The 16,815-nt window shown below is 36.8% G+C and carries 13 protein-coding genes; 7 read left to right on the plus strand and 6 right to left on the minus strand.

Annotation, left to right across the window (positions count from 1 at the left end; translation table 11 throughout):
- Positions 1–23: 23 nt before the first annotated feature.
- The 3 genes from ACP3VS_RS11165 to ACP3VS_RS11175 all read right to left on the minus strand — a co-directional run bounded on the left by ACP3VS_RS11165 (position 24) and on the right by ACP3VS_RS11175 (position 3,126).
- The gene (locus ACP3VS_RS11165; protein ID WP_012294508.1) at positions 24–1,274 is read right to left on the minus strand and encodes an MFS transporter; all 1,251 of its coding nucleotides are present in this window, start codon (positions 1,272–1,274) and stop codon (positions 24–26) included.
- Between the two features lie 443 nt (positions 1,275–1,717).
- On the minus strand, positions 1,718–2,101 hold the full coding sequence (locus ACP3VS_RS11170; RefSeq protein ID WP_012294507.1) for a cupin domain-containing protein: 384 nt from the start codon (positions 2,099–2,101) through the stop codon (positions 1,718–1,720).
- A gap of 65 nt (positions 2,102–2,166) precedes the next feature.
- Complete coding sequence (locus ACP3VS_RS11175; protein ID WP_012294506.1) at positions 2,167–3,126, minus strand: 2-hydroxyacid dehydrogenase; 960 nt, start codon at positions 3,124–3,126, stop codon at positions 2,167–2,169.
- A 738-nt stretch (positions 3,127–3,864) separates the two neighbouring features.
- On the opposite strand from ACP3VS_RS11175, the gene ACP3VS_RS11180 reads away from it, so the two are divergent.
- The gene (locus ACP3VS_RS11180; protein ID WP_012294505.1) at positions 3,865–4,773 is read left to right on the plus strand and encodes a C40 family peptidase; all 909 of its coding nucleotides are present in this window, start codon (positions 3,865–3,867) and stop codon (positions 4,771–4,773) included.
- A gap of 388 nt (positions 4,774–5,161) precedes the next feature.
- On the opposite strand, the gene ACP3VS_RS11185 is transcribed toward ACP3VS_RS11180, so the two are convergent.
- Together ACP3VS_RS11185 and ACP3VS_RS11190 are read right to left on the minus strand one after the other, a co-directional pair.
- Entirely contained in the window at positions 5,162–6,691 is a 1,530-nt protein-coding gene (locus ACP3VS_RS11185; RefSeq protein WP_426388726.1) for a DHA2 family efflux MFS transporter permease subunit, read from the minus strand.
- A gap of 1,414 nt (positions 6,692–8,105) precedes the next feature.
- Positions 8,106–9,551, minus strand: coding sequence for a PLP-dependent aminotransferase family protein (locus ACP3VS_RS11190; protein WP_012294502.1), 1,446 nt, complete (start codon positions 9,549–9,551; stop codon positions 8,106–8,108).
- A gap of 350 nt (positions 9,552–9,901) precedes the next feature.
- Here ACP3VS_RS11190 and qoxA point away from each other — a divergent pair, with 350 nt between their 5' ends.
- From qoxA to qoxD, 4 genes are all read left to right on the plus strand, one after another.
- Positions 9,902–10,780, plus strand: a complete 879-nt coding sequence (qoxA, locus tag ACP3VS_RS11195; RefSeq protein ID WP_036168314.1) for a cytochrome aa3 quinol oxidase subunit II — start codon at positions 9,902–9,904, stop codon at positions 10,778–10,780.
- A 68-nt stretch (positions 10,781–10,848) separates the two neighbouring features.
- Entirely contained in the window at positions 10,849–12,798 is a 1,950-nt protein-coding gene (gene qoxB, locus ACP3VS_RS11200; protein ID WP_426388729.1) for a cytochrome aa3 quinol oxidase subunit I, read from the plus strand.
- Positions 12,795–13,391, plus strand: a complete 597-nt coding sequence (qoxC, locus tag ACP3VS_RS11205) for a cytochrome aa3 quinol oxidase subunit III (protein WP_012294499.1) — start codon at positions 12,795–12,797, stop codon at positions 13,389–13,391. The genes qoxB and qoxC overlap by 4 nt, the downstream gene beginning before the upstream one ends.
- Position 13,392: 1 nt before the next feature.
- Positions 13,393–13,677 carry a cytochrome aa3 quinol oxidase subunit IV gene (gene qoxD, locus ACP3VS_RS11210; RefSeq protein ID WP_031415917.1) on the plus strand — a complete coding sequence of 95 codons (285 nt, stop codon included), beginning with the start codon at positions 13,393–13,395 and terminating at the stop codon, positions 13,675–13,677.
- Positions 13,678–13,842: 165 nt separating this feature from the next.
- Here the strand turns inward: qoxD and ACP3VS_RS11215 are convergent, their stop codons facing one another.
- On the minus strand, positions 13,843–14,382 hold the full coding sequence (locus ACP3VS_RS11215; RefSeq protein ID WP_031415915.1) for a helix-turn-helix domain-containing protein: 540 nt from the start codon (positions 14,380–14,382) through the stop codon (positions 13,843–13,845).
- 149 nt (positions 14,383–14,531) lie between these two features.
- On the opposite strand from ACP3VS_RS11215, the gene ACP3VS_RS11220 reads away from it, so the two are divergent.
- Positions 14,532–15,740, plus strand: a complete 1,209-nt coding sequence (locus ACP3VS_RS11220) for a CynX/NimT family MFS transporter (protein WP_031415913.1) — start codon at positions 14,532–14,534, stop codon at positions 15,738–15,740.
- Positions 15,741–15,897: 157 nt separating this feature from the next.
- A complete protein-coding gene (locus ACP3VS_RS11225; protein ID WP_036216252.1) occupies positions 15,898–16,752 on the plus strand; it encodes a PhzF family phenazine biosynthesis protein in 855 nt (284 codons plus the stop codon).
- The last annotated feature ends 63 nt before the right edge of the window (positions 16,753–16,815 follow it).

A 16,815-nucleotide genomic window follows, 5' to 3' on the forward strand; every position in this document is an offset into this window, starting at 1 on the left:
CTCCGCTAATAGGTAGCTTTACTTTATTCATTAGTTAGGGGATGGGTTGCTTTCTTCTCTTTCAACATCACGACCAGGAAGAATAAAATCGCTGCTGCTGCAAGAAGTATTGCTGCAATATAGAATGCTAATACTTTTGAACCAGTGATATCACCAATATAACCTGTAAGAGTTGGCGCAATAACTGATGAAGTCATTCCAAAGAAGTTAAAGATACCTAGTGCTTTGGCCATGCTGTTGGAAGGTACTGAATCCGTTACATATGTGATTAAAACTGGATCAATGGCAAGTTTACCTAATAAACCGTATAAAATTAATGCTGCATAGAGGACAGAAGGGTTAGGTGCAAATACGGTTAAACTAATAGTTACGGCTGCCCCAATTAACAAGAAGATTATTAATTTCTGACGCATATGTGCATTTTTATCAATATACTTAGAAAATATCAATGCACCAGGTACTGCTGTGACTGCAACTAAAGCAGCTACATATCCTACTGAACCTTGTTCAAATCCTTTTTCTCCGACAAGGAATGATGGTAACCATGTCACTATCATGTAATAACCATAACATGTTGCAAAATAGACGAAGTAAATAACTAATTTTTTTATCGAGAATAATTCTACGCCTTGAGATACTGTGGCTTGTGCTGTTATTTTATCTTCGGATGTTTCGTTTGTAGCTTTTTTGTCTTGTTTAACAAATAAGATAAACACAAATGTTACAGCTACTATTAAGACTGCTATCATATAAAGCATGTAATTCCATTGGATTTCAAGGCCACCTACTAACACAGATGAGCCTACTAGACCAATAACCATCCCTAATGCCGAACCACTGTTGATGATCGCATTAGAAAAGCTTTTCTTATCTTTTGGCATATATTTAGCGGATAAAGAGAAGGCCGCACCATAGTATGAGCCAGTCGAAAGACCTGCCATTAAGGCGCCTACATAAACTTGAGTGATTGTCGTGCTTGATCCAATGACGAATGCTGCTAATGCAAATATGATAAACGCAGGGATCAATACTCGTTTTTGTCCAAATTTATCAACGAGTATTCCTGATGGAATTTGCATACCCGTATAGGCAAAGAAATAAATAGAAGCAATAAGTCCTACTTGAGTATCGCTAATATTACCAAGCGATTCTTGAATTTGTGGATATATTGGTGTAAGTATTGTACGATAAATCCAAATAGCTACCCAACCTAAACACAGAGTAAAAATGATTTTTTTGTAATAATTCGGGTCATTCTTAACTGTTTGTCCCATAATATGACACTCCCATTTTTCTTTTTTTTTACTTATGTAGTGCTTAATTTAATTTTAGGTGATGAGTACGTAAATAACATTGTTCACTTTTAACAAAAACAGAACCAGCATTGCACATTTTAGACAAAAGCCAATGTTTGAATTGTTTATAAATGCATGACTTATGGCATTCTTATTTACCGATTCCTACTCAGTGCTTTTGTATCTACAAACTTTTCTCGGCTCGAATAAACAAAAATAAGCCCGACTACCCTATAGGTAATCGGACTGATCGCCATCCTCGTGCAAACATCTTTGCTCAAATCCTATTTTGTAAAATGGAATTTTTCTCATGTGACAATCCTTTGTGATCGCAGAAAAGATTCCACCTTGTAGATAATGGATCATCAAGGAGGAATCTTTTTACTATGAAAACTAGTTAATCAACAGACGTGATCGTTAATTTAATGATGTTTATGCGCAATAAAGCCTATTGGTGTGGGACCTGCGAACCCTAACATGACGAAATCTCTACTAGAATTATTAGTCATTCCGTGCTTTTCTCCTGCACGTGAAACGACAACATCACCAGCTTTAATTTGAACCATTTCACCACATTCTGGATAATAATCAGCTGTCCCTTCAATAACAACCCATATATCATCCGCTTTCTCGTGTGAGTGAAGTGGCAAAGTTTGTCCTGGACGCATACACCATATAGCTCCAACAGTATTAGGTGTTTCATAAAAAATATGTTTTGTCGCTTCTTCTTCTCTAAACTCTTGAATATCAGGCCAATGGAAAATACGATTTTTTAAATCTTCTCTTGCTAATTGTTTTAATGTCATAGTATTTTCTCCTTGTTTCGAATTTCAAACTATACCCACGTCATTTAGCGTTTATTAGAAATTGATTATCTGCGAATAATATTTTGAGGTTTTCCCTCTAAAAAAGCCATGGTGTTATCAAATGCAATTTTAGCACGCAGTTCCATTGCCTCATTTGTAAGGAAGCCTACATGGGGTGTTAAAATAACATTTTTGGCTTGTAATAGTTTATAGTCTCCAGGAATTGGCGGTTCCATATCAAATACGTCAATCCCCGCTCCTGCAATTCGCCCTTCATTTAAAGCATCGGCTAATGCATCATTATCAACAATTGGACCTCGTGCACAGTTGATTAGAATAGCTGATTCTTTCATTAATTCTAATTTTTCTTTAGAGATTAATCCTTTTGTACTTGAAAGTAGTGGTATATGTAATGACACAATATCTGATTGTGCTAATAACTCATCTAATTCCATGTACTCGATACCCAAAGCTTCAGCTTCTGGATTTCTTCTAGATTGGTCTGAAGCTACTATTTTTGCGCCAAATGCTTTAAACAAACGAGCAGTCATCATGCCAATCTTTCCTGTACCAATCAAACCAACTGTTTTCCCTTTAATTTCACTACCTTGGAATGCTCCTGGGAAATGATCGGCATGGATTTCTTTATTACCCTGAGAGATACGGCGGTACACATCTAATACTAAACCAATTGTTAATTCAGCAACTGCTTGATTCGCATATCCAGCTGCATTACATACCATAACATCTTGATTTCTCGCTTGCCCGATACCTACATGATCAACACCTGTAAAGGCTACATTTATTAATTTTAAATTGGCATTTTGATCAATCACTTCTGTAGGATAAGGATTATTAGCAATCATAATCACATCTGCACCTTCACTACGTTTTGCTAATTCTGCACTATCTGTTGTTTTCTTGTTGTAATAAACAAATTCGTGTCCGGCCTGTTTGATTGGCTCCGCTAATTTTTCAATGATCGAATCTGAAACATTTAATGGTTCTAATAATTTGACTAACATTTCAATCAATTCCTTCCTATTATTTTTTTACTAATACGTCTGTTGATTAACTAGTTACCATAGGTTTCTAGAAGAGACATTCGCATCTCTTCAAGACTGTTATTTCACAGCAAGAGGTGGTTGAGATTTTTTGCACATATTGCACAAAAAAATCAGGTATTTTCGTTTTCAATCACTTCCTTTTTTATTTTTTATTATGTTAATTGCTTAATTTAATTGTAGGATAGGAGCATTTAAATAACATTGTTCACTTTAAACAAAAACAGAAACGACATTACATGTTTTTGACTAAAGCTACTATGTAAAATAACTAGAAATACGCTTTATCTAAATCGGAAACTTGCCTCTGATTGAATATTCTTTAGCTGATAGTGTCTTACCTAGATGAAGATTTCATTTATTCAAGTCAATTGACCATAATTCCCTCCTTTCTATTTTTATAACGAAGATTCATTATTAAATCTCCACTATTTATATTTTGCTAGTAAGAGATATTGATTATGGAATTTAGCATAAATATAATTAATATCTCTTTTATCCCTAAATATCCAATTAATTCATATATTTTTAGTAAAATTGACCATAATTATTGCAGATACATTACATGATTAAAAATAATATGTCAGAATCATAGGAAAGTGTTAATCAGTAATATGATTGAAAAATAACTCTTAAGCGTTTCATGATATTCTTACTTTAGTTCAAAAGCGATTGCTTTTTGAAAGGGGTAAGGATTAATTGAAGAAAAAAATATTACTACCGATTTTTGCGTCTTTTATGTTCTTTACAGGAATAGGTATTCACGATGCGCAAGCAGCTACATATACAGATATAACAAATACAGCTAAAGCATATATTGGCACTCCTTATAAATATGGGGGCACAGATATTAAGACAGGTATTGATTGTTCAGCCTATACACAATTAGTATTTTCTAAGGTAGGTATTTCATTAGAACGTACATCGAATGCTCAATATCAACAAGGTACTTCTATCGCAAAAGATAATTTAAAGACTGGCGATCTTGTATTTTTTAATACTTCGGGAAGCGGTGTTTCACACGTTGGCATTTACATAGGTGACAGCAATTTTATTTCGGCTACGACAAGTTCAGGGGTTAAAATGGATAAAATCAATGACCCTTATTATTGGGGATCTCGTTACGTGGGGGCAAAACGTGTTGCAAGCTTCTCGGATTATGGAGAGGTAAAAGATGCTGAAATAGACTTTACTATTTATTCATCACGTGGAGAAGTCGCTCTTAAAATAGCTAAAAAACTACAATTAGATACTAGTCAAACAAATTCAAGTTTTCCTGATGTAAAGCCAGGGTCTAAATATGCAGGTGCTGCTGAAGCCCTAAAAAAAATCGGTGTCTTTACTGGTGATGAAAACGGGAAATTCAATCCAGGTTCACCTATTACACGCGGTCAACTATCAAAAGTTTTAGTAGAAGCATTCCACTTAAAACAACAAGGAGCAACAGAAAACTTTCTAGATGTTCCTGGAGCTCATTGGGCTAACAGCTATGTATCCATCCTTGCATCCAATAAAATTACGGTAGGTAAAGGTGATAATTTATTTGGTGTTAACGATTATGTGACAATCGAACATTTAGATGCTTTTATCCAACGATTAACTCAATAATATGAAATGGTGTTTCACATGGATGAAACGCCATTTTTTTATGTCAAGCTCCCCTTCTCCGCTCGCCCCTCAACCCAAAGCATTTTTAACCGTTTTGTTGCACCATTTTTTTAGAGGGAACCAATCGCGTTAAAATAAAGGCGATAATCGCCTAGATGGTCATGAAATAATAGGTATCACTGGACTAAGATAGAGAACCATTTCAGCCGTAGCATTGAGTGTTTCTACAAATAGGCTTTTCGTTTGTGTTGTAAAAAGGGTAATACAACAGCAGCTCCTATCGCACAAAGCCAGTAGATAACCACTGTATAGTTGTAGCTGATGCCGAGGTTTATTTTCACTAAAAAACGGGTGCTGCTTATCATTAGCAACACCCGTTTTTGACTACTTATTTCACGTCTACTTGTTGTTCAGCATCCTCATGAGTCATCATATTTTCATGATTTGGTTGAACTCTCTTAATAAAGAATGCAAGAATGAGTGCGATTACCGCAATCAATGTTGAAATAAAGAAGGTATAATTAATACCATGAAGCATGGCTTCATTCATGATTTGTTGTTTTAGCTCAGCGGCACCCTGTGTAGATGTCTGTGCATTGGCACTCATATTATTCATAGCGCTAGCAGCTATTTCTTCTGCTTTGGCAGTTGTTTTATTGTTCATGACTGTAATCAATACAGCAGACCCAATAGCACCGGATACTTGCTGAAGTGTATTGTTCATTGCTGTTCCGTGTGGATTATTATACGCTGGTAGCTGATTCAGCCCATTAGTCATAACTGGCATCATGACCATTGACATCCCAAACATCCGTAATGTATACAGAAGAACAAGTGTCGAATAAGCCGTATCCATACTTATTTTACTAAAGTAATAGGATGTGACAATGGTGATGATTAAACCAAATACGGCTAAACTTCTTGCGCCATATTTATCAAAGAGCTTCCCGGTAATTGGAGACATGATTCCCATTACAATTGCACCTGGTAGCATTAATAAACCTGAATCCATTGGTGAAATGCCACGAATTGTTTGCACATAAATAGGCATTAAAATCATTGCAGAGAACATGGCCACCGCAATGACGATGGAAATTGCCGATGATAAGGCGAACATAGGATATTTGAAAATACGAAACTCAAGCATTGGTTCATCCATTCGAAGTTGACGAAGGACAAAGGTAATTAAAGCAATCGTCCCGATGATGATTGTTCCATAGACAAGTATGTCGTCCCAACCTTTTTCCCCTGCTGAACTAAAACCATACAGCAGGCCGCCGAATCCGATACTTGATAAAATGAGTGATATCACATCAAGCTTAATGGCACGTTGTGGTGTCACATCCTTCAATTTAAACGCTGCAAAAATTAATGTCAAAATGGCAATTGGCAGAACAAGATCGAATAACATTCTCCAGCTATAATGTTCAATGATCCAGCCGGAAAGTGTAGGTCCTATTGCGGGAGCAGTAATCATCACGAGACCAAACATCCCCATCGCTGCCCCTCTTTTTTCAACTGGAAATGCAGTAAGCATAACATTCATTAGTAAAGGCATCATTATGGCTGTGCCTGCAGCTTGTATCATACGGGCTGCTAATAATACACCAAATGCTGGTGCAATACTCGCTAGGAACGTACCTAGCGTAAATAAGGCCATGGCGGTAATAAATAGCTTTTTATCCGTAAAGCGTTGAATAAAGAACGCACTCGCAGGTATTAAAATACCGTTAATCAACATATAGCCCGTTGAAAGCCATTGTACGGCAGTGGCTTTTACGTCAAATTCCGTCATAATGGCTGGGAGGGCAATGTTTAATAACGTTTCATTCAAAATCGCTACAAATGCCCCAATAAATAAAATGGCAATCATGCCGTATGGCGTTTTTGTCTGGGCAGACATGGTATTCTCCGACATATAATATCAATCCTACTTTCTTTTATCTTTTTCATTTTCTTGAGAATTTCGATTATCTTTTTAGGTCTCGACTTCTTCGTCAATGAGCTGAGTAGGTTTTCCTCCCATCTGTTGTAGTGCCTTTGCTGATTTCATAGCAACCACTCCTTTAAAAATAAATAATAAAACTGTTGACGAAAGAATAGAGTATATTGTATAATTAAAATAGGGAAAGTGCGTGGTACGTTAATTATACAATGTCTATCTCTATAAATTTACCATAAACCATTGTTGATTTCAATGTGTTGTACATATATTTTTTTGTAAAAAGTCGATTCTTTTCTTACAGAGAATTGACTTTTTTTATTGTTGATTTCTTGATTAAGCCATCATTCGTTAATTCATAAATGGTTGATACAACTTCCTTTAAATATCGGCGGTCATGCGAAACACTAATAATGGTGCCACCATATTGGGCTAACGCATTACACAACAGTACAGGCGTTGTCAAAGGACTAAAATTTCATCTGCATCACCCCGACGTTTGATAAAATCAAAAAATGCTTCTGTTTATAAACAGAAGCATCTTGTGCAATAAAAATAGTTTCCCTATGTATCAATTAGCCCAGAGCTTTCAATCTGTGCACCATTTGATATTTTATGTCAATTGAGTGGCTGTTAATAGACCTTGCACAAGAAACCACCCGTGTTCCAGTCATCCTATAATGACCCCCCTGCATCTTGAAAAACCTTCGTAAAAAATTCCACATCTCCCCTTGTAAATATGTGTTCTAATGTTATTTCACACCTACCTGTACTTCCACCATCATTCCCCTTAGCGAGTAAACAAGAATGAAACTAGGTATTTTCTCAATCTTTCTATAAAAGTAGCCACCTAGCGCGCTGATGGTATTGCGGAGCTAGGTGGCTAAGTGATGTTTTTAACTAGATTTAATTGAATATATAAGGGGTGCCTATATCCCTTCTATATTCTCGTGGGCATAAAAATATAATAAGTAGTGACTGCCTTGATTTTTTTCATCAGCAGCTAAAGCTAAAAATGAGACTGTTCGAACAGGTAAAGCTTTCAGACAACATTAACGATAGGTGTTGTGAATGTTATAACCTCTTTATTAAAAGTGTCTTTCTAGCATTTTTCCCTAAACCTTTGTGAAGCGCAAAACCTACTAGCATTAGTGATCTACCTCATCCCTAATGTCCTCGGCATTGCAGTCAAGGTTCCTCTATCACCTTCCCTATTTACAGATTTCATTACTTGTGCGAATAATTGTGAATCGTTCCACACGTCCATGATTGTTGATAGCTTTGATGGATGTTGGTTATCCATGTTTCTATCATAAATACTTTCCCTACTTTTTTAACCATCCACATCATTGTTAATTTAACCATCCACTTGTCTATAATTGACAAAAATTCATCTTTTTCCATTTAGACAATGCAGTGCTTCTGCAAACCTTTTGATTCCTTCGTCTATTGACTCGGTATCCTCTCTGGCGTACGTAAAACGGACAAATCCCTTTTGTGATCCCATAGTAGAGCCAGGCACATAGATGACCCCACGTTGAATGGATTCTTCTAGTAATTGGGTTTCATTATAATCTTCCATCATTACTTGGCACCAAATATGAATGCCACCCTGTGGCGCGTAAAATGTCACCTCATCCTTTAAGTACGTATGGAGACTTTGGACAATAGTATCTCGGCGTCTTTCCAATTCCTTCACTAAATGCTCGATATGCAGGTTAAAATTGGAGGACTGTAAAAAATCATTCGCTATCCATTGTGTGAAGCTGGAATGGCCAAAGTCAATTTGTTGCTTGGCATCGGATAGTCTTTCAATAACGGATGTAGGACCAATAATCCAGCCGATTCGTAAACCTGAAGCTACGATTTTGGACAAGGAGCTAATGTATAATACATTTCCGTTTGTATCTAATGATTTTAAAGTTGGTCTTTTCTCACCTGAAAAGGCTGTTAAGCTATAGGGATCGTCTTCTACTACCGGAATCCCGAGCTTGGACGATATGTCTAGAATAGCCTCTCGTTTCTTTATATTTAACGAAGATCCAGTTGGATTATGAAAATCTGGGTTTAAAAATATCATTTTAATTCGATGTTTTTTATAAAGGGCTTGCAAATCATCGGGATTAATGCCATCCTTATGAACAGGAAGATAATGGATTTTTAATCCAGCCGATTTAAAAATAGGTAAATTAAAGTTATACGAAGGATCTTCAATCGCGACAGCATCTCCAGGCTTTAACAAGCATTGGACAATTAAATGTAATGCTTGTTGAGCTCCAGACGTAATGAGGATGGAAGAAGGATTTGTATCAATTCCTCTGCTAGTTTTTATATGGTTTGCTAGGGTCGTTCGTAAAATCTCACTTCCTTGAGGATGATCATATCCTAGACTACCAATGAAAGAGCGTGTTGCCGTAATCTCTCTTAATGCGCTTTTAGGAAAAAGATCCTCCGATAATTCTCCAGTTGCTAAATTGATGAGTTTATGATCCACTGCCTCTTTTCTTATTTTTTGCGTAACTGGTAGATTCGGTAAAAAGGAGCCTGCCTCAATATATCGATTCCAGCTCGGAATTCGCTTTCGTGTGATTCCCCAAATATCTTTGCTAATGGTCGTACCGCTTCCTCTATTGCGTTCAATGAGTCCCATTGCTTCTAATTCGTCATAGGCACTAACAACTGTACTTCTGTTTACTTGTAAAGTATTCGCTAAATATCGCTCTGATGGTAATGGTTTATCGGGCGGAAATGTTCCATCAGCAATCCCTTTTTCCATATATTCTGCGAGTTGTTTATAGATAGCTTTTTTTGCATGTCGATCTGGTTTCCAATTCATAGTTTTTCACCTCTATATTGCCTCTTATTTCTAGCTTTGTCTGAAAAGCTAAAAAGTCAATCATAATAGAATGTTAATGATTAATAACCATCCACTTCCTTATTACTTTCACCATCCACTTTTAATTATAACCCCTAGAATTCTACGAGAACCCTTACCTGACGCTTATTCCTCTCGATAATATTATACTAAAATTATTTTTGTTGTTTTAGAACGTTCTGTGTAATCTTGCAAAACACCTTGTCTTTCAAAATATGGACCACTATCATAAAAATCAATTGTGAATCAAAATCCATACAAGCCTATAGTAACCGATAGCACTTCAAAGAATCAGTTAAAGGGGTTTGTTTATGAAAAAAAGTTGGCTCAGATTAATTGGTCTTTTCACTATTGTCACTATGTTAACGGGCTGTGACCCGCTTTTAGTATTAGACCCAAAAGGTCCTCAAGCTCAAGTACAAGCCAAAGATATTATGCTTTCGATAGGGATTATGTCCTTTATCGTGCTAGTCGTTTTTGTAATATTAGCTTATATGTTAATGAAATTTCGCGCTTCCAAGCAAAGTCCCGACTATAAGCCTCCCCATATTAAGGGAAGTACAATGGTTGAAATAATTTGTGTAGGTATCCCTGTGTTAATTGTTGCGTACATGTCTATTATTTCAGTTCAAAGTAATTACAAGGTGGAGTCTACGCCGGAAAAATACAAAGATGAAAAGCCTTTAGTCATTTATGCTGCAACATCTAACTGGAAATGGCATTTTAGTTACCCAGAAGAAAATATTGAAACCGTAAATTATTTGTATATTCCTGCAGAGCGTCCAATCGAATTTAAGCTTTATTCGTATGGACCGATTACTAGCTTCTGGATTCCACAACTTGGGGGTCAAAAATATGCGATGGCCGATATGGTGAATACCTTGCATTTGGCTGCGGATATGCCTGGAGAGTTTATGGGAAGAAATGCAAACTTTAATGGAAAAGGATTTGCGGAAAATACGTTTAATGTTACAGCGGTGACTCATGATGAATTTGATGAATGGGTCAAGGAAGTAAAGGAAACAGCAGATTTATTAACGGAGGAAAAGTTTAATACGTTACTACAACCAGGTCATGTGGGACAATCCACATTCAATGGAACGCATTTAACGTTTCTACCAGCGCCTGAGGGTGAAAATGGCGGACATCAGCATGGCTCTTCCCACGTAAAAGATCATGCCACTCCATAAATTAATGATGAATTTCTCAAACGAAACTAGTTTACGATAAGGTTTATGTCGAAAGGAGACCTAGTCAGATGGATTACTTTGAACGTTTTGCTATACCCCATCCAAGCCCAGCTATTTATGCATCTATGGTCGCTATTGGTCTAACGGTTATAGCGATTATTGTAGGATTAACTTATTTTAAAAAGTGGAGTTATCTTTGGCGGGAATGGTTAACAACAGTGGATCATAAACGCATTGGTATTATGTATTTAATTTCAGCCATTCTTATGCTATTCCGTGGTGGTGCGGATGCTATTATGATGCGAGCGCAAATGGCAGTACCTGATAATAAATTACTAGATGCCCAGCATTATAATGAAATATTTACAACACATGGAACAGTCATGATTATCTTTATGGCGATGCCGTTTATTATGGCCTTTATGAATTACATTGTGCCGCTTCAAATCGGCGCAAGAGACGTGGCCTTCCCACGTTTGAATGCATTAAGCTTTTGGCTATTTTTCATGGGAGCTATGCTATTAAATATTTCCTTTGTTATTGGGGGTTCACCTGATGCTGGCTGGACGAATTATTTCCCTCTTGCTAATAATGAATTTAGTCAATCTGTAGGGGTCAACTATTACTTGTTTGCTCTACAAATTTCAGGGTTAGGTACATTAATTACTGGTATTAATATGATTGTTACCATTCTCAAAATGCGAGCTCCAGGAATGACATTAATGAAAATGCCTATGTTTACGTGGTCTTCATTAGTCGCAAACGTTATAATCGTGTTTGCCTTTCCAGTATTAACGGTTGCACTTGTCATGGGAACATTCGACCGCCTATTTGCTACGAATTTCTTCACAACATCCAATGGTGGTATGGATATGCTATGGGCGAATTTCTTTTGGGTCTGGGGACATCCTGAGGTTTATATTCTCATATTACCTGCCTTTGGGCTTTACAGTGAAATTATTTCGACCTTCTCGGGACGCAATCTCTATGGCTATAAATCGATGGTCGGCTCCATGGTGATTATCTCCTTCCTATCGTTTTTAGTATGGACCCATCATTTCTTTACAATGGGGCAAGGTGCTTTAACAAATAGTATTTTTTCAATAACAACGATGGCGATTGCTGTGCCCACTGGGGTGAAGATTTTTAACTGGTTATTCACCCTGTGGAAAGGAAAAATTGTCTTTACAACGCCGATGCTGTATGCCATGTTGTTTATCCCTACTTTTACAATTGGTGGCGTAACAGGGGTAATGCTAGGTATGTCTGCAGCTGATTACCAGTACCATAATACGATGTTTTTAGTAGCTCACTTTCACATGGTCATTATTCCTGGTGTTGTATTTGCCATGCTAGCAGGGTTACATTACTATTGGCCAAAAATGTTTGGCTTTATGTTAAATGAAAAAATCGGCAAAGTGACGGCTTGGATTATTGCACTTAGCACCTTACTTGCCTTTATGCCGATGTTCTTCTCTGGCTTAGATGGACAAGCACGCCGCATGTATACTTACTCAGCTTCCACAGGTTTTGGTATGTGGAATATGGTTTCCTTTGTCGGCGCTATTGGTCTTACGATTGGCTTTATGTTAATTGTATACAACGTTTATTACAGCATTCGTTATGCACCAAGAAACATTGGCTCAGACCCATGGGACGCACGTACATTAGAATGGGCTACACCAAGTCCAGTGCCGTACTATAATTTTGCAAAAGTACCGCATGTCATTTCAACTGAGGCATTATGGGATGCAAAATATCGCCAGCATGATTTGTTCCCAGAAAAATACGAAAACATTCATATGCCAAATAACAGTGGGATACCATTCATTCTAGGCTGTATATTCTTTGCTTGGGGCTTCTCATTTGTATTTGGTATGTGGATTCCAACTATTGTTACAACTATCGGTATTTTTATTTGCATGGCTCATCGTTCATTGGAAAAAGACCCTGGACACTATGTACCTGTCGTAAAAGTGAAAGAAACGGAATCAAAATTGCGAGGTAGTCAATCATGAAAATCGATCAATCACTCCCTTTAGAATATAGTACACAGCAAAATCAATTGAATATACTAGGCTTTTGGGTTTTTATCGGCGCTGAAATCATGCTCTTTGGAACGCTGTTCGCAGCATATTTTGTGTTAGTGGATCGCACCGGAACTGGCCCTACTGGAGCAGATATTTTTGAAATTACACCTGTTTTATTTGAAACATTTATTCTTCTCACTAGTAGCTTTACGATTGGTCTAGGCATACACGCTATGCGCAAAGGCTATATGAAAGCGATGATTACGTTCTATGTGTTGACGCTATTGCTAGGCGTAGCATTTATTGGATTTGAGGTTTATGAGTTTATTCATTATGTGCATGTTGGTGCAGGCTTACAAACGAGCGCCTTTACAGCTACCCTTTTGACAACATTAGGGACGCATGGTGCCCATGTCACATTTGGTGTGTTTTGGGGGATGTTTATTGTCTACCAATTAATTACGCGTGGATTAACGCCTGAAACAGCCAATAAATCTTTCATCTTCTCCTTATACTGGCACTTTTTAGATGTGGTTTGGATTTTTATCTTCAGCTTCATTTACTTGAAAGGAATGGTGTGAAATGAGTGATTTATTCCCACTAAAACAGGTGATGGGATTTGCCTTGTCGATAATCCTTACCATCATTGCAGCGTGTGTCTATTTTTTTCAGATAGCAATGCCTATTACGATGACAATACTTTTAGTCACAGCATTTATTCAGGCAGGCTTACAGTTAGTTGTCTTTATGCATGCTGGTGAAACGAATGATAAACCCGCCATCTATACCAATATTTATTATGGGTTAGTCATAGCGCTCGTTACCATTTTTGGAACATTACTATGTATGATTTGGGGCTATATTTAATAATACAATGGTGAAAAATCGTCCTTACTTGAACTTAGTAAGGACGATTTTTACGTGAAAATACCGATGTTTGTTTTGAATGAGAGCAAATCTTTCTTTAAAAGATTCAATCTATTTTACTTTGTAACCCTTACCATTCATCCGTGCCTAATTTTTAGGGGACAATCACGGAGTTGTATACGTTAATGACAGCATTAAATGTATTTTTTCATCTGAGTGATTAATATACGTGTGAAGTTCTTCACCCTTGAACTTAATGACATCCCATTGGTTTAACAGATGGGTTTTCTCTCCGACCTTCAGCTCCAATTGCCCATTCAACACAAGCACAACTTCCTCAGAGCCTGCTAAGTGACACTCACTATATTCACTATTAGGATCAAGACGACCTCTATACCATTCAGTTCCATTTGTTTTGAATAAAGGCTCGACAAACCAGTCGTTATTGTGACCTGCAAATTGATATTCCGATCCAAAACGATGAACCTCTACATTTTCTTCAAAAGATAATAAAGAAATTAATGGAATATGAAGCCCTCTACATATTTTCCAAAGGATATTAACAGTTGGATTTGTTTCCCCCCGTTCAATTTTCCCTAATGTTAGCTTACTGACATTACTAACACTCGCGAGCTCTTCGAGACTCATCCTTTTATTTTTTCGAATCTCTCTTAAGTTCATACCTACTTGACTAGATAAATCCATATGCTCCTCCTGCAATAGATGGCACCCCTTCCATTGACTTTGCACCAATAGTATACTATATTATACAAGTCGGTTAATCATAGTTTATTTTTTAAACAAAAAGTTAACTATAGTATATCAAATAATAACTAAAAGAGGTGTTTTCAGTGATGGCGAAATCAAAAAACTTCCCGATTATTTGGAGCGTTTTTTCTTTGTTTATACTTTCCATGAATCTACGAGCTTCGATAACATCTATCTCGCCAGTATTGAAAAATATTCAAGTAGACTTGCAGATGACAAGTGTTGTAGTAAGTTTATTAACGGCACTACCCGTATTTTGTATGGGGATTTTTGCGCCATTGGCTGGCAAGCTAAGTGAACGATGGGGTATTGAGTGGACGATTGGTGGATCCGTTCTATTAATCGGTATATCAACTGCTTTACGGTTAGTGGCAACTTTCCCCTTCCTTTTATTATTAACTGCTATTCTTAGTGGGATAGGGATTGCCATAACAGGTCCACTGATTTCAGGCTATATCAAAAAGGAATTTCCTAAATATTCTTCTACTATGATTGGTGTATATTCTGCGGGTATGGGAATTGGAGCCTCTTTAAGTGCTGGTTTAGTTGTTCCTGCTATGCATGCATTTCATCAATCTTGGAACGCAGCTTTAGCGATATGGTCGGTATTCGCTCTTATAGGTATCATTGTTTGGATTCCTATCATTAAAAAATCAAAGCCATCTCAAGAGTCATTTGAGAAAACTGCAAATCAAAAAAGTCGGTTACCTTGGGGAAACCGATATGTTTGGCTCCTTATGATTATGTTCGGTTTCCAATCAGGTGTTTATTATTCCCTCGCGACATGGCTCGCTCCAAAAGTACAGGATATGGGATATAGTGACGCCTACGCTGCAACGACCGTCACTATTTTTTCTGTCATGCAGATGGTTTGCAGCTTTATCATTCCCATCTTAATAAATAATAGTTCCAAGAGAAAGCCTTGGATGCTACTTTGTGCTTCAAGCTCCTTTATCGGCATTTTCATGTTAATTATGGGTGGAATCTCCCCTATTTTCTGTGCGACATTAACAGGGATTGGTGCTGGTGGTTTATTCCCATTAGCAATGATTTTACCTTTAGATGCAACGACTACACCAAAAGAGGCAAGTGAATGGACAGCAATGATTCAATTCGGTGGTTATATCATTAGTGGTATCATACCAATGCTTGTTGGGATTATCAAAGATATGACAAATACATTTGACGTTGCCCTTTTCACCTTATTAATTATTATCATCGTTATCATGGGGCTGACGTTAAAGGTTAAAACAAAGAAGGAATCAGCTACTATTCGCGTTCTTCCTAGTAGATGAAGGACGGCACCGCGTTTTTGACTGTAGGTAAACTATTTTGGAGAGTTCAGATACTAAAATAGTTCGCCTCTTGTTTTATTGTATATTTATACAACAACGTTTTTACGTAGTTTTTTCTATGCTACAATTCACTATAAATGAGGAAGGAAGATGTCTAATGAACGTAACCGTTTATGTTGCAAGTGCATTTAGCAAGGATCATCAAGGCGGAAATAAAGCAGGAGTAGTATTTGATGAGAATACATTGACCACTACTCAAAAAATGGAAATAGCCAAACAGCTGGGCTATGCGGAAACCGCATTTATATCAAAATCTGAAATGGCTGATTATAAATTTGAGTATTTTACACCAAAAGAAGAAGTTGATTTATGTGGTCATGCTACAATTGGCTCTTTCACGATACTGATGCATTTACACAAACTTTTCAGGGATTGCTATACAATTGAAACGAACAGCGGTGTTCTTACTATTACGATAAAAGATGACATCATTTTCATGGAACAAAACAAACCGATATTCTATGATGTTATATCTTCAAACGAATTCATCAACTGTTTTGATAGTAAAGCTATAGACAATAAATACCCCATTCAAATTGTCTCGACAGGCTTAAAAGATATTTTAATTCCTATAACCAATGAAACACAATTACATGCACTGCAACCTAATTTTGAAAAAATTAAAGAAATGAGCCAGTATTATAATGTTGTTGGGATGCATCTATATACTTTTAATGACAATCGTATTATATGCAGAAATTTTGCTCCCCTATACGACATCAATGAAGAAGCAGCAACTGGAACTTCTAATGGTGCATTAGCTTGCTACCTTTATGAACAGCATCACCTGCAAAAAGAAGTCTATGTATTTGAACAAGGCTATTCTTTACACTCGCCTTCTGAAATTTTAGTTAAATTAGCAACCAATAGCAAGAATGAAATAGAAAAAGTTTATGTTGGCGGCAAAGGGTATTACTGTGAAACTAAGTCTTTAAATATAGAAAAAGGTTAAGAATATCATTTCTCAACCTTAGACTGTAGATTTTCTACGTTTTAATTCCAAACATTGTATTAA

The organism is Lysinibacillus sp. VIII_CA, assembly GCF_049943995.1.
Classification (GTDB): domain Bacteria; phylum Bacillota; class Bacilli; order Bacillales_A; family Planococcaceae; genus Lysinibacillus; species Lysinibacillus pinottii.

Excerpts from the sequence above, each read along its gene's own strand:
- ACP3VS_RS11165 (WP_012294508.1), bottom strand. The coding sequence starts at position 1,274 with ATGGGACAAACAGTTAAGAATGACCCGAATTATTACAAAAAAATCATT.
- ACP3VS_RS11170 (WP_012294507.1), bottom strand. The coding sequence starts at position 2,101 with ATGACATTAAAACAATTAGCAAGAGAAGATTTAAAAAATCGTATTTTC.
- ACP3VS_RS11175 (WP_012294506.1), bottom strand. The coding sequence starts at position 3,126 with ATGTTAGTCAAATTATTAGAACCATTAAATGTTTCAGATTCGATCATT.
- ACP3VS_RS11185 (WP_426388726.1), bottom strand. The coding sequence starts at position 6,691 with ATGTCGGAGAATACCATGTCTGCCCAGACAAAAACGCCATACGGCATG.
- ACP3VS_RS11190 (WP_012294502.1), bottom strand. The coding sequence starts at position 9,551 with ATGAATTGGAAACCAGATCGACATGCAAAAAAAGCTATCTATAAACAA.
- qoxA (WP_036168314.1), top strand. The coding sequence starts at position 9,902 with ATGAAAAAAAGTTGGCTCAGATTAATTGGTCTTTTCACTATTGTCACT.
- qoxB (WP_426388729.1), top strand. The coding sequence starts at position 10,849 with ATGGATTACTTTGAACGTTTTGCTATACCCCATCCAAGCCCAGCTATT.
- qoxC (WP_012294499.1), top strand. The coding sequence starts at position 12,795 with ATGAAAATCGATCAATCACTCCCTTTAGAATATAGTACACAGCAAAAT.
- qoxD (WP_031415917.1), top strand. The coding sequence starts at position 13,393 with ATGAGTGATTTATTCCCACTAAAACAGGTGATGGGATTTGCCTTGTCG.
- ACP3VS_RS11215 (WP_031415915.1), bottom strand. The coding sequence starts at position 14,382 with ATGGATTTATCTAGTCAAGTAGGTATGAACTTAAGAGAGATTCGAAAA.
- ACP3VS_RS11220 (WP_031415913.1), top strand. The coding sequence starts at position 14,532 with ATGGCGAAATCAAAAAACTTCCCGATTATTTGGAGCGTTTTTTCTTTG.
- ACP3VS_RS11225 (WP_036216252.1), top strand. The coding sequence starts at position 15,898 with ATGAACGTAACCGTTTATGTTGCAAGTGCATTTAGCAAGGATCATCAA.